14 protein-coding genes are annotated in these 14,831 nt (G+C 45.5%); 7 read left to right on the top strand and 7 right to left on the bottom strand.

Annotation, left to right across the window (positions count from 1 at the left end; all coding sequences use genetic code 11):
- Window positions 1–26 precede the first annotated feature (26 nt).
- Both CWE13_RS12240 and CWE13_RS12235 read left to right on the top strand, forming a co-directional pair.
- A complete protein-coding gene (locus CWE13_RS12240) occupies window positions 27–713 on the top strand; it encodes a pseudouridine synthase (protein WP_126809043.1) in 687 nt (228 codons plus the stop codon).
- Window positions 714–848: 135 nt separating this feature from the next.
- Entirely contained in the window at window positions 849–3,314 is a 2,466-nt protein-coding gene (locus CWE13_RS12235) for a DUF305 domain-containing protein (RefSeq protein ID WP_126809041.1), read from the top strand.
- Between the two features lie 89 nt (window positions 3,315–3,403).
- Here CWE13_RS12235 and CWE13_RS12230 read toward each other — a convergent pair whose 3' ends face one another.
- From CWE13_RS12230 to CWE13_RS12215, 4 genes are all read right to left on the bottom strand, one after another.
- Window positions 3,404–4,687 (bottom strand): anti-phage deoxyguanosine triphosphatase, encoded by a 1,284-nt coding sequence (locus CWE13_RS12230; RefSeq protein ID WP_126809039.1) that lies wholly within the window; start codon window positions 4,685–4,687, stop codon window positions 3,404–3,406.
- A gap of 42 nt (window positions 4,688–4,729) precedes the next feature.
- A complete protein-coding gene (locus CWE13_RS12225) occupies window positions 4,730–5,197 on the bottom strand; it encodes a GNAT family N-acetyltransferase (protein WP_126809037.1) in 468 nt (155 codons plus the stop codon).
- 16 nt (window positions 5,198–5,213) lie between these two features.
- The gene (locus tag CWE13_RS12220) at window positions 5,214–5,804 is read right to left on the bottom strand and encodes a YceI family protein (protein WP_126809034.1); all 591 of its coding nucleotides are present in this window, start codon (window positions 5,802–5,804) and stop codon (window positions 5,214–5,216) included.
- Window positions 5,805–5,879: 75 nt separating this feature from the next.
- The gene (locus tag CWE13_RS12215; protein ID WP_126809032.1) at window positions 5,880–6,455 is read right to left on the bottom strand and encodes a cytochrome b; all 576 of its coding nucleotides are present in this window, start codon (window positions 6,453–6,455) and stop codon (window positions 5,880–5,882) included.
- 148 nt (window positions 6,456–6,603) lie between these two features.
- On the opposite strand from CWE13_RS12215, the gene CWE13_RS12210 reads away from it, so the two are divergent.
- Entirely contained in the window at window positions 6,604–7,518 is a 915-nt protein-coding gene (locus tag CWE13_RS12210; RefSeq protein WP_126809029.1) for a LysR family transcriptional regulator, read from the top strand.
- A 231-nt stretch (window positions 7,519–7,749) separates the two neighbouring features.
- On the top strand, window positions 7,750–8,763 hold the full coding sequence (locus CWE13_RS12205; RefSeq protein WP_157980968.1) for a helix-turn-helix transcriptional regulator: 1,014 nt from the start codon (window positions 7,750–7,752) through the stop codon (window positions 8,761–8,763).
- A gap of 95 nt (window positions 8,764–8,858) precedes the next feature.
- On the opposite strand, the gene CWE13_RS12200 is transcribed toward CWE13_RS12205, so the two are convergent.
- Entirely contained in the window at window positions 8,859–10,589 is a 1,731-nt protein-coding gene (locus CWE13_RS12200; RefSeq protein WP_126809025.1) for a thiamine pyrophosphate-binding protein, read from the bottom strand.
- The gene (locus CWE13_RS12195; RefSeq protein WP_126809023.1) at window positions 10,586–12,232 is read right to left on the bottom strand and encodes an FAD-binding dehydrogenase; all 1,647 of its coding nucleotides are present in this window, start codon (window positions 12,230–12,232) and stop codon (window positions 10,586–10,588) included. Before CWE13_RS12195 ends, CWE13_RS12200 begins: the two co-directional genes overlap by 4 nt.
- 155 nt (window positions 12,233–12,387) lie before the next feature.
- On the opposite strand from CWE13_RS12195, the gene CWE13_RS12190 reads away from it, so the two are divergent.
- Genes CWE13_RS12190 through CWE13_RS12180 form a run of 3 tightly spaced genes read left to right on the top strand, consistent with a single transcriptional unit; the run spans window position 12,388 to window position 14,018 of the window.
- Window positions 12,388–13,104: an SGNH/GDSL hydrolase family protein gene (locus CWE13_RS12190; protein ID WP_126809021.1), complete on the top strand. Its 717-nt coding sequence runs from the start codon at window positions 12,388–12,390 to the stop codon at window positions 13,102–13,104.
- Window positions 13,097–13,528 carry a VOC family protein gene (locus CWE13_RS12185; RefSeq protein WP_126809019.1) on the top strand — a complete coding sequence of 144 codons (432 nt, stop codon included), beginning with the start codon at window positions 13,097–13,099 and terminating at the stop codon, window positions 13,526–13,528. The genes CWE13_RS12190 and CWE13_RS12185 overlap by 8 nt, the downstream gene beginning before the upstream one ends.
- The gene (locus tag CWE13_RS12180) at window positions 13,509–14,018 is read left to right on the top strand and encodes a methyltransferase family protein (RefSeq protein WP_241973694.1); all 510 of its coding nucleotides are present in this window, start codon (window positions 13,509–13,511) and stop codon (window positions 14,016–14,018) included. The genes CWE13_RS12185 and CWE13_RS12180 overlap by 20 nt, the downstream gene beginning before the upstream one ends.
- A gap of 50 nt (window positions 14,019–14,068) precedes the next feature.
- On the opposite strand, the gene CWE13_RS12175 is transcribed toward CWE13_RS12180, so the two are convergent.
- Window positions 14,069–14,716 carry a hypothetical protein gene (locus tag CWE13_RS12175; RefSeq protein ID WP_126809017.1) on the bottom strand — a complete coding sequence of 216 codons (648 nt, stop codon included), beginning with the start codon at window positions 14,714–14,716 and terminating at the stop codon, window positions 14,069–14,071.
- Between the last annotated feature and the right edge of the window lie 115 nt (window positions 14,717–14,831).

Below are 14,831 nucleotides of genomic sequence, written 5' to 3'. Positions count from 1 at the left end.
AAATACCTAAACTGGTTTGTAACGCTATGCGATTAGATCGATTTTTATCAGAAACAACCGGCATGAGCCGAAAAGAAGCCACCCGTACATTGCACCGCGGTGAAGTTACCGTAGCGGGCGAGGTGGAAAAGAAAGGCGCGAATCACGTTCCAGACGGTGCGGAAGTGCGTTTTAATGGCGTGCATTTGCAGCTTCTCGGCCCTACATATTTAATGTTTCATAAGCCCGTTGGTTGTATTTGCGCCAACGACGACCCGCATCATATGACCGTGTTTTCTTATTTGGATTTACCCAACCCAGATAAATTTCACACTGTGGGCCGGTTAGATTTAGATACTTCAGGGTTGTTGTTGGTAACCAATGATGGCAAATGGACACACCGTATTACGTCACCAAAACACGGTTGTAAAAAAGTGTATCGGGCGTTCGTTGCAGATCCGTTAGAAGAAAAGAACATTGAATCTTTTAAACGTGGTTTGAAATTACATGATGAACCAAAGTTAACAGAGCCGGCAGAATTAGAGATTATTTCTGAGCGCGAAGCCCTAGTTACGGTTTCGGAAGGGCGTTATCACCAAGTACGCAGAATGTTTGCGGCCATCGGGAATAAAGTAGAAAGCCTACACCGTGAGCAAATCGGTGAACTTGCGCTAGGCGATCTGAAATCGGGTGAGTTCCGTGAACTAACCGCTGAAGAAGTGGCCCTGTTCTAAAATTTTGGAATTATCGTTTTTTCCGTATACATGAGTTCGTCCTGATCTTTCGGCGCTTGAACGCATGCTTTCTGGTGGTAGAACTTGTAACCTGTATATTGGTTGTTTGCTTTTTCTACAAAGGATCAGAGAGTTATGTCTCAAGCCCGTCGTCTTCTACGCCCTTCGCCGCTGCTACTTGCAATTGCAGCAGCATCTTGCTTTTCAGTTGCACTCGCTGATGTCCCCATAATTCAGCCCGGTAAACCTGGGCAGCCAAGCCGCCAAATCAGTGCTGAGGAAGCAGTACAGCTTGTTGGTGCTCGGTATTCAGCTGCTGATGTTGAGTTTATGCAGGGTATGCTTCCGCATCATCAACAAGCCCTCGACATGACGGTACTACTTGCCGAGCGCACCAGCAGCAATGAAATGATTGAACTTGCAGATCGCATTGAGCGCACTCAACAAGATGAAATTGAGTTTATGCGTCAGTGGCTGAACGAACGTGGTGAAAATGTCCCTGACACGGATTGGCGTCAGCACGACGAACACGCTCACGATGGGCATCATGGCCACCATGATATGAAAGGAATGGCAACGCCAGAACAAATGGCGGATCTTGCCGCAGCGACTGGGCCGGATTTTGACCGCATGTTCCTTGAACTCATGATCAAACACCATGAAGGTGCTTTAAGTATGGTCGACGATCTACTTAAGCAAAGAGGCTCGGCGCAAGTTCCAGAAATGTTTGAATTTGTTAATGACATTAATAATGACCAAAAAGCTGAAATTGAGCGCATGGTACTAATGCTAGCCGGTTATTCGCCTGATCCTCGCGCAGGTTTAGCGGCTGGTTTTCGAGATGCTGGAGAAGCGATTTGGAATATGGAATTGCTGGCGGCATTGCCAAAGCCAGTAGGATTCTATGACTCAGAGAACCCCGCTGGTTTGCCGGAAAGCCGCTTGCGCGAACTTGCTCAGGCAGCTTCAGACACTGAAGATGGCGAAGAAGCTGATAGCAAAGATACTGAAGGTCGGCCAGCGCTACTGGATTTCGCCAATACCGATATGGCTTTCTCGGGCGATACGTTAGTAGTCGGCAGTTACCATGGTTTCAAGATTTTTGATATCGCGAATAAAGGACAACCAGAGCTCATCAGTGCTGTTGTTTGTCCCGGTGGTCAGGGTGACGTATCAGTGGTAGGCGATTTGCTTATTATGTCGGTTGAGCAAGGCCAAGGACGCTTAGATTGTGGTTTAAAAGGTGTTGCTGGATCGGTTAGTGAAGAACGCTTTCGCGGGTTACGGATTTTTGACATCAGCGATTTAACGATGCCGGTTCAGGTGGGTGCTGTACAAACTTGCCGTGGTTCTCATACGCATACTGTGGTTTCCGGGCCTGATGAAGAGAATCGGCTTATTGTTTATAACTCGGCGACAAGCTTTGTACGAGAAGACGAGGAACTGGAGGGTTGCCTCAACGAGAATCCATATCGTGATGAGCGCACAGCGCTATTCCGCATCGATGTAATTGAGATTCCAATTGATAGACCGGAGGATTCCCGCATCATTCATAGCCCAGCCGTATTTGCTGACACGGAAACTGGTAACCCTGCTGGTTTGTGGGAGCGGGGCGATCACGGTCCAGGTACGCAGACAACGAGTGAAACCAATCATTGCCATGATATTACCGTATATCCGGAAGCCGGGATTGCAGCTGGCGCTTGTTCGGGCAATGGTATTTTATTTGATATTTCTGATCCGGTGAACCCAGTACGTATTGATGATGTTGTTGATCCGGGCTTTGCGTATTGGCATTCAGCTACCTTTAGTAACGATGGTAGTAAAGTTATTTTCACGGATGAATGGGGCGGTGGTACTCGTCCGCGTTGTAAGGCATCAGACCCGCGTACTTGGGGTGCAAATGCGATCTACGATATCGTCGATCAAAAATTAGTGTTCCAAAGCTACTACAAGATGCCGGCGCCACAAACAGAAACGGAAAACTGTGTAGCGCATAATGGTTCATTATTACCAATTCCCGGGCGTGATGTGATGGTGCAGGCATGGTATCAGGGAGGGATCTCTGTGTTCGATTTCACCGATTCTGCGAATCCACGTGAAGTAGCTTATTTTGATCGTGGCCCAATTGATGAAGAAGCTTTAGTAACAGGTGGCTATTGGTCTGCTTATTGGTATCGGGGAGCTGTATACGGCACTGAAATTGTGCGTGGCCTTGATGTCCTTTTATTGCTGCCAAGCGAATACTTAAGTGAAAATGAACTAGCAGCGGCTGCTTTGGTGGATAAAGGAGAAGCGTTTAATCCTCAACTTCAAGCATTCTTGAGCTGGCCAGAAGAGCCTGTTGTTGCGCGTGCATATCAAGATCAACTTGCGCGTGATAACAGATTGAGCAGTGAGCAAATGACCCAAATGAATAGTTTATTGGATCAGGCTCAACAAGCACTCGATTCGGGTAATAAGAATGGTGGTTTGGCTACTCGCCTAAGTGCTTTAGCAGCCGATTTTAACGAAGCTGCGGGCGAATACGAAGGCCTTGATCGCCAGCGTATGAGCGAACTTAGTAAAACCTTAGATGGAGTTGCCACGCGTTTACGATAATTAATTTGAACGTGGTTTAAGATAAGCTCGCACTTGCAATCTGATGTTATTCCCAGATCGCAGTGCGAGTTTTTGTTTGTGCGGTTGTATTAAATAAACAAACGCTTATACATGTGCTCGGCGTAATCGTCCGTCATGCCGGCAATGTAATCGCATAGCACCCGATCCGCAGCTACTTGACCATCTTGCTCATATGCTTGCAACCAGCGGCCGCGAGTATTGCGTGGAAGCAACCGTTGCGGCTCCGCATGAAATGCGGAAAATAGATTAAGTAACATATTCTGGCTTCGGTAGCGCAATTGTTGAATTGCAGGTTGATTAATCACGTGCTCAAAAACTACAGCTTTCAAACCATCCAGTAACACGCGTTCATCGTCCGGCAAAATGGCATTCATTCGTACTAAGGTTTCTTCGGCGTTTGGTAATACTTCTTTCACCTGCACAGCGGTAACAAAGATATTCACCATCGCACCAATTGCGTTTTTTCGTTGATGATGGGTATCAGAAAACAGTTCTTGCTCGAGCTGCTGCATTAAGTTGCGTAGATCTACGTTTAGATTTTGCAGAAGCGCAGGAATGTGAGCATCCCACTGCTGGCGATTTAAGTTTCCGGTTACTACGGCATCTTCCAAATCGTGAACGCCATAGGCGATATCATCGGCTAGCTCCATAAGCGAGGCATCAAATGATTTATGCTTTGAACGTTGCCACGGAGCTTTATCAAGAGTATCCACGGCTTGGAATATTTCGCGATCCGCTTTGCTCAACGGTTCTAACACCCAATCAAGTAGATCGGCATCTGCGGTGAATACCGCTTTGGTAGGCTTCCATTGAGAAAGGCTTTTCGGGTGTTCTTCTGTAGGCTTAGGAGATTCCGGAGTAAGCACTGGGTATTTTAATAAACCCAACAACGTGCGGCGAGTAAGATCCATGCCGTGATCTTGATGGTAGGCTTCAAGCCGCCCCACAATGCGGAATGTTTGGCCGTTCCCTTCAAAGCCACCAGAACCTAACATTTTATAGTTAAGTGCCGTTTCGCCACCATGGCCAAATGGTGGATGCCCAATATCATGGGCTAAACACAACGCTTCCATCAAATTCTCATCAGGTAAAAGTGCACGCACGGCATCAGTTCCGGCGTGTGCGAGCTGATTGATTAATGATGAACCAATTTGTGAAGCTTCTAAAGAATGGGTAAGGCGAGTGCGATAAAAATCGTTCTCGCCGATATTCATGATTTGCGTTTTTGATTGCAACCGGCGAAATGCTGCGGAGTGAAGAATTCGAGCGCGATCTCGCTGCCAAGGGTTTCGTAAATCACCGGGCCGTGCAGGTGCTGCACCCGAACGTCGTTGCTGCCAAATAGTTTCCATGAAAACTCGCAAAGCTGAAAATTGAGTGTTTATGTTACGTGGCTATGTATTGTTTGAGCAAGCCTTAAAGTTCACCTCGTGGCACATAATAAGCCGATGCTCGCCCATACCAAGGTAGTTGTCTTTCTGTTCAACAACCACAAAGCCGAGTTTCTCGTATAGCTTGAGAGCGCGGGTGTTTTCCGGTGCAACGCTGAGTTTAATAAGCGTAAAACCTTGAGTAGCTAACGCCTTAACGGCTTCTGCCATTAACCTCGAACCAACGCCTTGACCTTGGTAATTGACGTTGATGAGCGCCGACATTATCCAAGCTTCGTTACTGGCTGTTCCCGGTGCGGCTAGAACATAGCCACATGTTTCGTTGTTGGCATGCGCTACCCAAAACATCTGGGGCCATTGCCGATAGGCTTGGAATAGAAAAGCCGAGGGGTATCCCTCGGCCTCATAATGTTGATATTCCAGCGCCGTTAACGCTGGAATATCAGCGGCTGTTACGAAACGTATATTCATTAGTTTCCTAGCAAATTTACTGGCGTACGCCTTCTACTACTAAGTCCATGTATACAGTTTGTGCTGCCGGACCTAGATTAAATTCCATTCCGAAATCAGAGATGTTGAGTGCTACTGTGCCAGTGAAGCCAGCGCGGTATCCACCCCAAGGATCTTCACCTTCACCATGTTTTTCAACATCAATCGTGATTTCGCGGGTTTCTCCGAACAAGGTTAAGTTTCCGGTTACTGCGCCCTTGCCATCGCCGTGGTCGGCGTAGCTAGTGCTCACAAACTTCGCTTGATTATATTTTTCAACATCAAGGAAATCACTGCTACGTACATGGCGATCACGCTCAGCGTGGTTAGAATCAACCGATGCAGTGTTCACGGTAACTTCAACTTTGTTTTTGCTTGGATCTGCTTCATCATAAGTGAAAGTGCCAGAGAAATCATTAAAACGACCTACAACATAGCTAACACCTAAGTGGTCGATTTTAAAATTAATGGATGCATGCGCACCTTCCGTATCAATAACGTAATCCGCAGCAATTGCAGAAGCACTTAAGGCGCTAGCCCCCGCGATTACCGAAGCAAGTGCGATATTTTTAAGATTAAACAATTTCATAGTCATTCTCCTTTAAGAGATTAATAATAGATTTATTTGTAACCTTTACTTTGTTTTCATTTTCGAGATTAAGCGCTAACTGTTGGTATTCTTATCAACTACCCCGGCCATTCGTTTCAGTGTGGCATCTTTATTTATAAAATGGTGCTTCAGTGCGGCAAGAATATGAATAGCCGTTAACACCATCATCGTTGTTGCGGCATAAAAGTGAATCGTACCCCAAAAATCCTCTTGTCGGTTCGCGAGTGCTTGAATAGCTGGCACCGTGAACCAATCGAATACTGCTATGCCGCGGCCATCAGCTGTAGAGATTAAGTAGCCGCTGCTGAATACAACGAACAGCAAGATATAAAGCGCTATGTGGCCAGCGTGAGCTGCAAAGCGTTCAATCGGCTTTTGCGCTAGCATCCGTGGTGATGGGTTAAAAAACTTCCAAGTAAGCCGCAGAGCCACCAACACGGCCAGTAAAAGACCAATACTGCGATGAATATTTGGGTAAATCCGATAACCAGGATCGTAATAACCCAAAGAAACGATATACAGCCCGAGCGGGTACATAGCCAAAACGGTTAGTGCTACCAACCAATGCATGACGATACTTGGCCAGCTGTATTGCGTTTTGCTATTTCTGATCTTTTTGGTAAATGCCATGTCCGATTCCTGCAACGAGTATTTTGCAAACTGCTATTCTTGCTGATTAATATGTTTTTGTTTTGTTTTTTCAATTTGGAAAGGTTAGCCTAGTTAAATGTATTCATCAAATGCATGATCTAAATAAAAGATATGCGCAAGGTGCATAATGAGAAGCTTGAAACTTAGAAATATAGATTTGAATTTGTTGGTGGTTCTAGATGTGTTGCTCGCAGAGCAACACGTATCGCGTGCAGCAGAGCGGCTAAACATGAGCCAACCTGCGGTGAGCCGGGCACTTGGGCGGCTACGGGAAACATTAAACGATCCAATACTTATTCGCACTGCGTCTGGGTTTACCCTTAGTTCTCGCGCGGTTCTATTGCGCGGAGAACTTGATATTGCATTGCGTGATATTGAGCGTGTTATCGAACCACCAAGCTTTGACCCGAGCACTGATGATAGCTTAATTCGTTTAACCGGGTTGGATATGGAAATTGGTTTGTATTTCCCAGTGCTGATTAAACGATTGCGCAAGATTGCACCATCAATGCGCTTTGAAGTGGTGCGCCAAGAGCACGATAGCTTTCCAATGCTTGAACGCGATGATGTTCATTTTAGTTTGAGTGGCTTGGCACCGATGAGCGCCGAACACAGTTTGCACAGAAAAACGTTACAGGAAATGAAAGTTGTGTGTTTGATGGCGGAAAATCATGCTCTGGCTCATGGCTCAATGACGGCCGAAGAATATGCAAATACACCTCATGGATTGGTATCGATTACTGGCCGAGGCCCAGGATCCATGGAGCAAGTTCTAGCGCAACACGGCTTGCAACGAAAAGTAGCACTACGCTTATCCGGATTCACTTCAGTTGCAGATTTTCTCGAAGATAGCGATCTTATTTTCACCTTGCCTGAGCGGTTAGCAGAGCGCATTGCACAGGGCCGAAAGTTATGCATCCGGCCGTTGCCTGCGCCGTTAAAAGCAAACTCGGTACGGTTCTATTTATATTGGCATGAACGCTATCATAATGATCCGAGAATGATTTGGATTCGAGAGCAACTTTCAGCAACACTGGCATAATTCTGTGCGCTAATTTTTTGGATTAGCGTTTCCTCTCTTGCCTGCACTTCGCCTGTATTTTCTTCTTGTAAAATTCTGTTAAAACCTAGATGCGACACGGGTTGTCGCAAGATCTATGGAATCTAGAAAAGCAACTAAAATATTCTATCCACTTGCTATATATCTTTGTTGCTCATTAGCTATTCTGTCGGTAAAGTTAGTTCAGGAATGTCGAAACAAAAAGGAGTTTGCATGACTACCAACAGCGCTCGAATGACCATCACTAGACAGTGGGAGCTGTTAAAATTGCTACCAAATCGGAGTCCGGGAGTAACTTCACGTGACTTAGAGCGAGCACTTGTTAGCGAAGGTTTCGAAGTAAGCAAACGTACAGTTGAGCGCGATCTTTCGGAGTTGAGACGCTTATTTCCTATTATCTGTAATGCCAAAGGGAAACCTTATGGTTGGTATTGGGCGAAAGATGCGAGCATCGATATGCCGGGCCTCTCGGTAGCAGAAGCATTGTCGCTATCGCTTATCGAGCAAATCATGAAACCATTGATTCCAAAATCTGTTATGGATTCAGTGCAACCCCGTTTTCGCCAGGCAAAGAAAACACTTAATGGATTAAAAAGCCCGCAAAAGCTATCGTGCTGGACCGAAAAAGTAGCGCACGTACCGGTAAATCTAGTTCAACAGCCTCCCGCAATTAAGCCGCAGGTGTTGGAAACAGTGCAAAATGCATTACTGCACGAAAATGTACTGGAAGTGAAATACCAATCCTTGCGTAAACAAGAGATAAGTGATTTACGTTTACATCCGCTTGGATTAGTACAACGTGCTGCAGTTACCTATTTAGTTGCCTCGTCTGAACCTTATGATCAGCCTCGTTTATTTGCGTTGCAAAGAATTGAAAAAGCGAAACCAACAGATATTAAAGCAACATCACCTGATGGTTTTTCATTACAAAATTACCTAGATGCAAGTGCTTCACAATTTGATTCTGGCAAAGATATTGTGTTGAAAGTTCGTTTATTCTCCGATGAGGTAGTTCGTTCGTTAACTGAAAGCCCGATTAGTGACGAGCAAGAAATTCGGGAAGATGAAGATGGCGCGGTGTTAATCGCAAATGTTAAAGATTCCTGGCAAATTCGTTGGTGGCTGCTTTCGTATGCGGAGCTTGTTGAGGTTTTGGCGCCGAAAGAACTGCGCGCTGAGGCTGCACGCAGGCTTGCGTTGGCGGCAGAACGTTATGCGAACTCTTAAGTACGCCGATTGATTCCTCGATAGCCACTAAGTAACACATTTAAAAGCCGATTGTTTTGAAGCAATCGGCTTTTATTTTGTCAGCAGGCTAAAATTTAGCCTGTTATTTTTCGTAGTAATGCGCGGCTTATCACCCGCATTTTATCTCGTGAAGAAAAACGTTTTAAGGTGCTTTTTACTACGCCGCTGGTAAATCGCGTACGTTTCGAGTAATCGATGCGAACATCCACTAAAACCGTTTCACCATTTTCCGAGGCTCGTATAGCTTGTGCTACTTTTTTGGCACATTCTTCGTTATTACTAATCGAAATGAAGGTGCAGTGAGTGGCTTCAGCAAGCGCTTTTATATTCAATGGTTTTAGCACAGTACATGTTTTTCGATTGTATGGGATTTGCTGAGCTTGGGAAATCTGAGAAAGTTCACCATCGTTAAATACAAAAACGGGTACGCCCAAATTCAACTCACTCGCGGTTGCCATTTCTAGCCCTGTCATGCGCAGTGCGCCATCACCAACAACACCAACCACTTGGGTGTCAGGTTTTGCCAGTTTGGCGCCAATAACACCCGGAATGCAATAACCCATAGCATTGAAATCGCTTGGGGAAATAAATTTTCGAGGGCCGTGAATTGGCATTAGTTCTGCCATCAAAAAAGTATGGTTGCCATCATCGGCAACGAGTACGGCATCGTCGTTTAGTTCAGAACGTAATGCATTAAAAAATACCGCAGGATTCACGCGATCACCGCTCTTGTGAGCCAGCCATTCCTCGTTGTATTTATGCTTCCATTCTTTAATTGTTTTCGCCACCGAAGCGTTATCACGCGGTTCAGTTTTTTCTTTCAAGTACTCTAATAGCAAGGGAACCGAGCGCGCGGAATCACCTGTAACAGCAATCTTTGCCGGGAAATTAGCGCTAAATACTTCAGGGTTGATATCCAGATGAATTAAATTTTCGGGCACTGGCATACTGTAGCTACCCGTTGGGATTTCAGCGAAACGAACGCCGATGGCTAACAAGCAATCACAATCGGCAAATGCATGAGTGGCTGCAGGCACTGCATATTCGCCAAACCCCATACCTGTGTGGAGCGGATGGTTACCCGGAAATACGCTCAATCCTTGCAATGTGGTGCATACCGGAGCACCTAAGTGCTCGGCTAGCTCAATTAACTGAGCACTGGCACCAAGGGCTCCCCAACCCACAAACAAGCCCGGGTTTTTAGCCTTTGCTAGCATTTCAGCCGCTTGTTTTAACAGTGTTTTATCCACTTGTTGAGCCGCGGTATCAGCATCAAATGCTTGCATACCTTCTACTTCACCCAAAAAGTTACCAATATTATACGGTAGCTCAACGAATACCGGCCCTGGTTCGCCAGAAGTAGCAATACGATACGCTTCGTAAATCGTAGGAATTACTTGCGCGTGAGATTCAATACGAAATGTTGCTTTGGTAATCGGCGAAAGGAGGGTGTGTTGATCCATATCGTGCAATTGATATTTATGTCCACTCTCAGTATGGATACCACCGGAGATTACGAGCATGGGAATGCCATCAAGCCCAGCTTCACCAATACCGCTGGCTGCATGAGTAACGCCAGCAGCGGGCACGATTACCATAGTACCTATACTCTCACCCATACGGCTTACTGCATCGGCCATAAAGGCGCCTGCGCCCTCATGTCCAACTAACACGGGTTGAATACTATCCGAGGCATTAAGCTCATCGTATAGTTCTGTATTATGCACGCCCGGAATACCGAACGTATGTTTTACGCCGAGTTGCTCGAGCGCGTAACGTGCTAATGCTGCACCTGATTTGTTCATTTTATTTCCTCTTTCCGCGCTATCGCTTGTGCTGCGCGGCGGCCATTCAAAATACAATTCGATAGAAAAGTGCCTTCAAGTGAGCGAATACCACTGATACCGCCACCACCAAAGCCTGCAGCCTCACCAGCAGCATAAAGGCCAGGAATCGGATTCCCCTGCAAATCTAGCACTGCTGAATCAAGGTTGGTTAACATACCACCCATACTTTTTCGGCTGATAATGCGTTCTCGAATAGCAATCAGGGGGCCAGCTTTCTTATCTACTATCGGCTGAAACTTACATGTTCTTAATTTATCACTGCGCCATTGCCGTAATTGTTGAATCTTTCTGAGCTGATCATCATTCCATAAACTTTGTCCACGGCGAATACCATTATCGTAATTGGTAATATCATGAACCATTTTTTCTGTATCCAAGTAATCATCGTTAGCGAGTGCCCGCATTTTTTCTGCAAGTTCAGGTAAGGTATCAGCGCATACAACATCTTCACACTCCTTAACCATCCAATCCACTAATGCGTGATTACCACGCAAGGTTTGCCAGATGAGCTTTAAGAATTTTTTATCGCGGAAGAATGGGTTTTCATCGGTGCCAGAAACGGCCATTTCTTTCGCCGCTATTTTCCAATTCATTATTTGCCAAGTATATTGCCCCGGTGCATGGCCAGTACGTTTGCAAAGATCATGGGTATCAAAGCCGGTAACCATAGGGGCAGGGCCCATACGTTCGCCTTTTGCATTGAGCCAAAGCGCCGATCTTGGTGGAATTAAGCTTAATCCATGGCGTGAAAATTGCGGCTTCGGGTGGGCGATGCCAGCTGCATAGTTCCACATTTGTCCGAGATTAACCACTTGGCCACCTACATTTTGAACCTCATCATGCAAAGCACCATCAGCTGCGGGTGAAACGCCATTTAGTATGTTCTCGGGGAACGGGCCGTAAACCGAATCCCAATGTTCGCGAACACGATCAATATTACCGTTAATACCGCCACTACATACAATGGTAGCCGGCGCGAACACTTCAAAATCAACAGGTGCGGCACCAGCATTGATTGTGCCTACGCAGCCTTGAATAGTACCCGTTTGCGGATCGCGAATTAAGCTATTCACTCTATGCTGATAGCAAATTTGAAGCTTATTACCATGTTTATGAGAACGTAACTTAGCTATCAAGGTTTGCACTACCCCTCGGCCGCATCCCCATGCGATATGATAGCGTGGTAAAGCGTTACCATTTCCGGTATTTCCGCGCTCGACCCATTGCACCGCCGGGAAGAACCGAATGCCGTGTTGCTGTAGCCAATCATACACATCAGTTTTGCAAGAATACGCGTATTCTTTGGCCCAACGCTGACCCCAAACATCCTCTGAATTGAATTCAGCGGCGCGAACCCAATCAGCAAGCAATAACTCGGGTGAATCTTCGATTCCATTCTTTTTTTGTTCTTTGGTGTTAATAAGCAGCATACCGCCAAACGCATCATTCGCTTGGCCACCAAATTTAGACTCTGGCCCAGCATCAATGAGAATCACGGATTTTCCCAGATCAAGGAGTTCAAGGGCACTTACTATGCCTGCTAAACCACCACCAATGATTAAGGTATCGGCTTGATATGATTTCGCCGCGGAAGAATTCATCTGTTACACCATGTAAAAGCTATCGAATAGCAGTAAACTTATCAGATATCTTTAACGAATTTTATACATTTTCCAAAGTTAGCATTAATTCTGAATATTCTGTGGTTTACTAGTAAACAGCGCTTTAACGTCAGCAACATTTTTTAAAGGCAATTATGCTCATAACCCTTAGCAAAATCGTGCTTGCCCCCATATTGCTTATGCAAGGCAAGCGTGTGCGGGTGAATACACCGCGTTTACCGGAACCCACAGGTGAACGCAGTGGTGTTATTTGTGGTGAAAAGCCAGCGCTGCGCGTACTAATTTTTGGTGATTCTGCTGCTGCCGGTGTCGGTGTTGCTGCTCAGCATGAAGCGCTTTCTGGACAAGTTGTAGCGGCATTGCAACGACGTTTTCCATTACGACACATTGAATGGCAGTTGTGGGCTAAAAACGGTGATAACAGCGCGGTAGCCCTAACGAAATTACATTTGCAACCGGCGCAACAGTTTGATGTGGTAATTACTTCACTTGGCGTTAATGACGTAACTGGAAATGTATCCACAGCGCAATTTCGCCGCAGCCAGCAAGCGATTGTACAATTGCTGCAGGAGAAGTTTCATGCTTCGCAGATCCTTCTTACTGCGTTACCGCCTATGCATCTATTCCCCGCGTTACCACAACCGCTGCGGTGGTTTGTTGGGCAACGGGCTCGTATGCTTACCCGTGAGTTAGATACAGTAGCGGCGGTAAACCATGGCTGTGAGGTGCTCGATGTAAGTTTTCCAATGAGTGAAAACACAATCGCCAGTGATGGTTTTCACCCTGGGCCTATCGGTTATAAATTATGGGCGCAAGCGATCGTTCGCAAAATAGAGGATACCCATGGCTAAATTCTCCAATTCAATAAGTTATATCACGCTCGGAGTTGATAGCTTAGAACGCTCATTAGCGTTTTATCGTGATGGCCTAGGCTTATCCACCAAAGGTATTCTTGGCGAAGAAATTAATAATGGCGCGGTGGTGTTTTTTGATTTTCAGCCCGGATTAAAGCTCGCATTGTGGCCCCGTAAAAGTATTAGTGAAGAGTGTGGGGTAACGCTCGGCCAACCTGATTCTGCCGGTTTCATGTTGGCACATAATGTTGCCGATCGAGCCGCGGTAGACGATATTATCCAGCAGGTTACTGCGGCAGGCGCCACTATTGTAAGGCCCGCTAAAAGCTTTGGTTGGGGTGGTTACGGCGGCGTATTTCAAGACCCGGATGGCCACTTATGGGAAGTAGTTTGGAATCCGCATGATGGTAGCGCAGATTAGTGCGCGGAAGGACAACAAGATGAATAGCTTAGAGTTAAAAATTCCACCTCTAATTTTGGTAGTGATCATTGCCGCTGATATGTGGCTGTTAAGCTGGATATTTGGCAGTTGGTTAGAGTTGGGGTGGCATTTTGTAACCCCGGCGCTACTTTTGTGGCTAAGTGTTGGGGTTGGTATTTTGCTACCGATGCTCGGTGTTCTAGAGTTTCGAAAACATAAAACAACGGTTAATCCCATGCAACCGAAAGAGAGTGCTTCAGTGGTACAAAGCGGTGTTTACCGGTTTACCCGGAATCCAATGTATCTTGGTTTCTTCTTTTTGTTGCTTGGCTTTGCGCTGTGGTTAGGTAACTTCGCTGCCTTTATTATGCTACCGGTTTATTTGTGGTTTTTAACGCGTTTTCAAATTATCCCAGAAGAACGAATTTTGTTAGATAATTTTGGCAAGCCGTATGCAGATTACATGCAACAAGTTCGCCGTTGGGTTTAGAGAATTGGCTCGAGGCTGAATGATGAATCCAACCTCGAGCCAGTAAGATTTTAGAATGTGTAATTTAATCCGATTTGATAGTGTTCAGTTTTTCGATAGCGGTCGCCCCGAGAAGAGGTAATAAATCCTGCCGTAGCTTGTAGCCTCTTGCTTAACTGGAACCTTCCTTCGATACCATATTCGATATACGATGATTCCTCGCCGTCGTCAACGTGGCTTAAGATCACTCGGCTCTCTATGCGTGGTGAAAGTTTGATATTTAAACCGGTGGATGCATAAAAACCGTTGTGATCCCTTTTGAATGTGCCGCTTCCCGCATCGCTCGAATTTAGCGTAACTCGATGTTCGGTATAAGTTAGCGCGCCTTCAATGAACCAATCAATATTTGACCGTACTTCGTGACGATATCCGGCACCTAAGTCAAATTTATCGACATCGGCATTTGTGTTATAGAATGAGTTATCTGAATTCATCTCGAATGAACTGGAATAGCGAGCATACTCAGCTTTAAAATATATGTTCTCAGTGATTAATTTGCTAAATTCCAAACTAAAGGCATCTGAATTTAATCTATTATCATTGCCAGGATCATCTTTGATATAGTTCAGGCCCACATAATCGTATGTAAAATCAGAGGCTAAAGTAGTGCTCGTAAAAAGCGCTGCACTAACAACGGCCATAAGCTTTAGGGTGTTCATAATGATTTCCTTTCATTAATAAAATGGTTTTGTTTTCCTAGTGTAAGAATTTATTTTATTTGCTTGGTTCCATAATTATTATTTATTTTTCAAAGAGGAACTTTTCTTGAACAAT

It is taken from the genome of Aliidiomarina shirensis, assembly GCF_003987345.1.
Classification (GTDB): Bacteria; Pseudomonadota; Gammaproteobacteria; order Enterobacterales; family Alteromonadaceae; genus Aliidiomarina; species Aliidiomarina shirensis.
The sequence above is the reverse complement of the archived record's forward strand: the minus strand, read 5'-3'. Positions and strand labels throughout refer to the sequence as shown.

Excerpts from the sequence above, each read along its gene's own strand:
- CWE13_RS12215 (WP_126809032.1), bottom strand. The coding sequence starts at position 6,455 with ATGGCATTTACCAAAAAGATCAGAAATAGCAAAACGCAATACAGCTGG.
- CWE13_RS12200 (WP_126809025.1), bottom strand. The coding sequence starts at position 10,589 with ATGAACAAATCAGGTGCAGCATTAGCACGTTACGCGCTCGAGCAACTC.
- CWE13_RS12190 (WP_126809021.1), top strand. The coding sequence starts at position 12,388 with ATGCTCATAACCCTTAGCAAAATCGTGCTTGCCCCCATATTGCTTATG.
- CWE13_RS12175 (WP_126809017.1), bottom strand. The coding sequence starts at position 14,716 with ATGAACACCCTAAAGCTTATGGCCGTTGTTAGTGCAGCGCTTTTTACG.
- CWE13_RS12180 (WP_241973694.1), top strand. The coding sequence starts at position 13,509 with ATGATGGTAGCGCAGATTAGTGCGCGGAAGGACAACAAGATGAATAGC.
- CWE13_RS12240 (WP_126809043.1), top strand. The coding sequence starts at position 27 with ATGCGATTAGATCGATTTTTATCAGAAACAACCGGCATGAGCCGAAAA.
- CWE13_RS12235 (WP_126809041.1), top strand. The coding sequence starts at position 849 with ATGTCTCAAGCCCGTCGTCTTCTACGCCCTTCGCCGCTGCTACTTGCA.
- CWE13_RS12185 (WP_126809019.1), top strand. The coding sequence starts at position 13,097 with ATGGCTAAATTCTCCAATTCAATAAGTTATATCACGCTCGGAGTTGAT.
- CWE13_RS12220 (WP_126809034.1), bottom strand. The coding sequence starts at position 5,804 with ATGAAATTGTTTAATCTTAAAAATATCGCACTTGCTTCGGTAATCGCG.
- CWE13_RS12230 (WP_126809039.1), bottom strand. The coding sequence starts at position 4,687 with ATGGAAACTATTTGGCAGCAACGACGTTCGGGTGCAGCACCTGCACGG.
- CWE13_RS12205 (WP_157980968.1), top strand. The coding sequence starts at position 7,750 with ATGACTACCAACAGCGCTCGAATGACCATCACTAGACAGTGGGAGCTG.
- CWE13_RS12225 (WP_126809037.1), bottom strand. The coding sequence starts at position 5,197 with ATGAATATACGTTTCGTAACAGCCGCTGATATTCCAGCGTTAACGGCG.
- CWE13_RS12195 (WP_126809023.1), bottom strand. The coding sequence starts at position 12,232 with ATGAATTCTTCCGCGGCGAAATCATATCAAGCCGATACCTTAATCATT.
- CWE13_RS12210 (WP_126809029.1), top strand. The coding sequence starts at position 6,604 with ATGAGAAGCTTGAAACTTAGAAATATAGATTTGAATTTGTTGGTGGTT.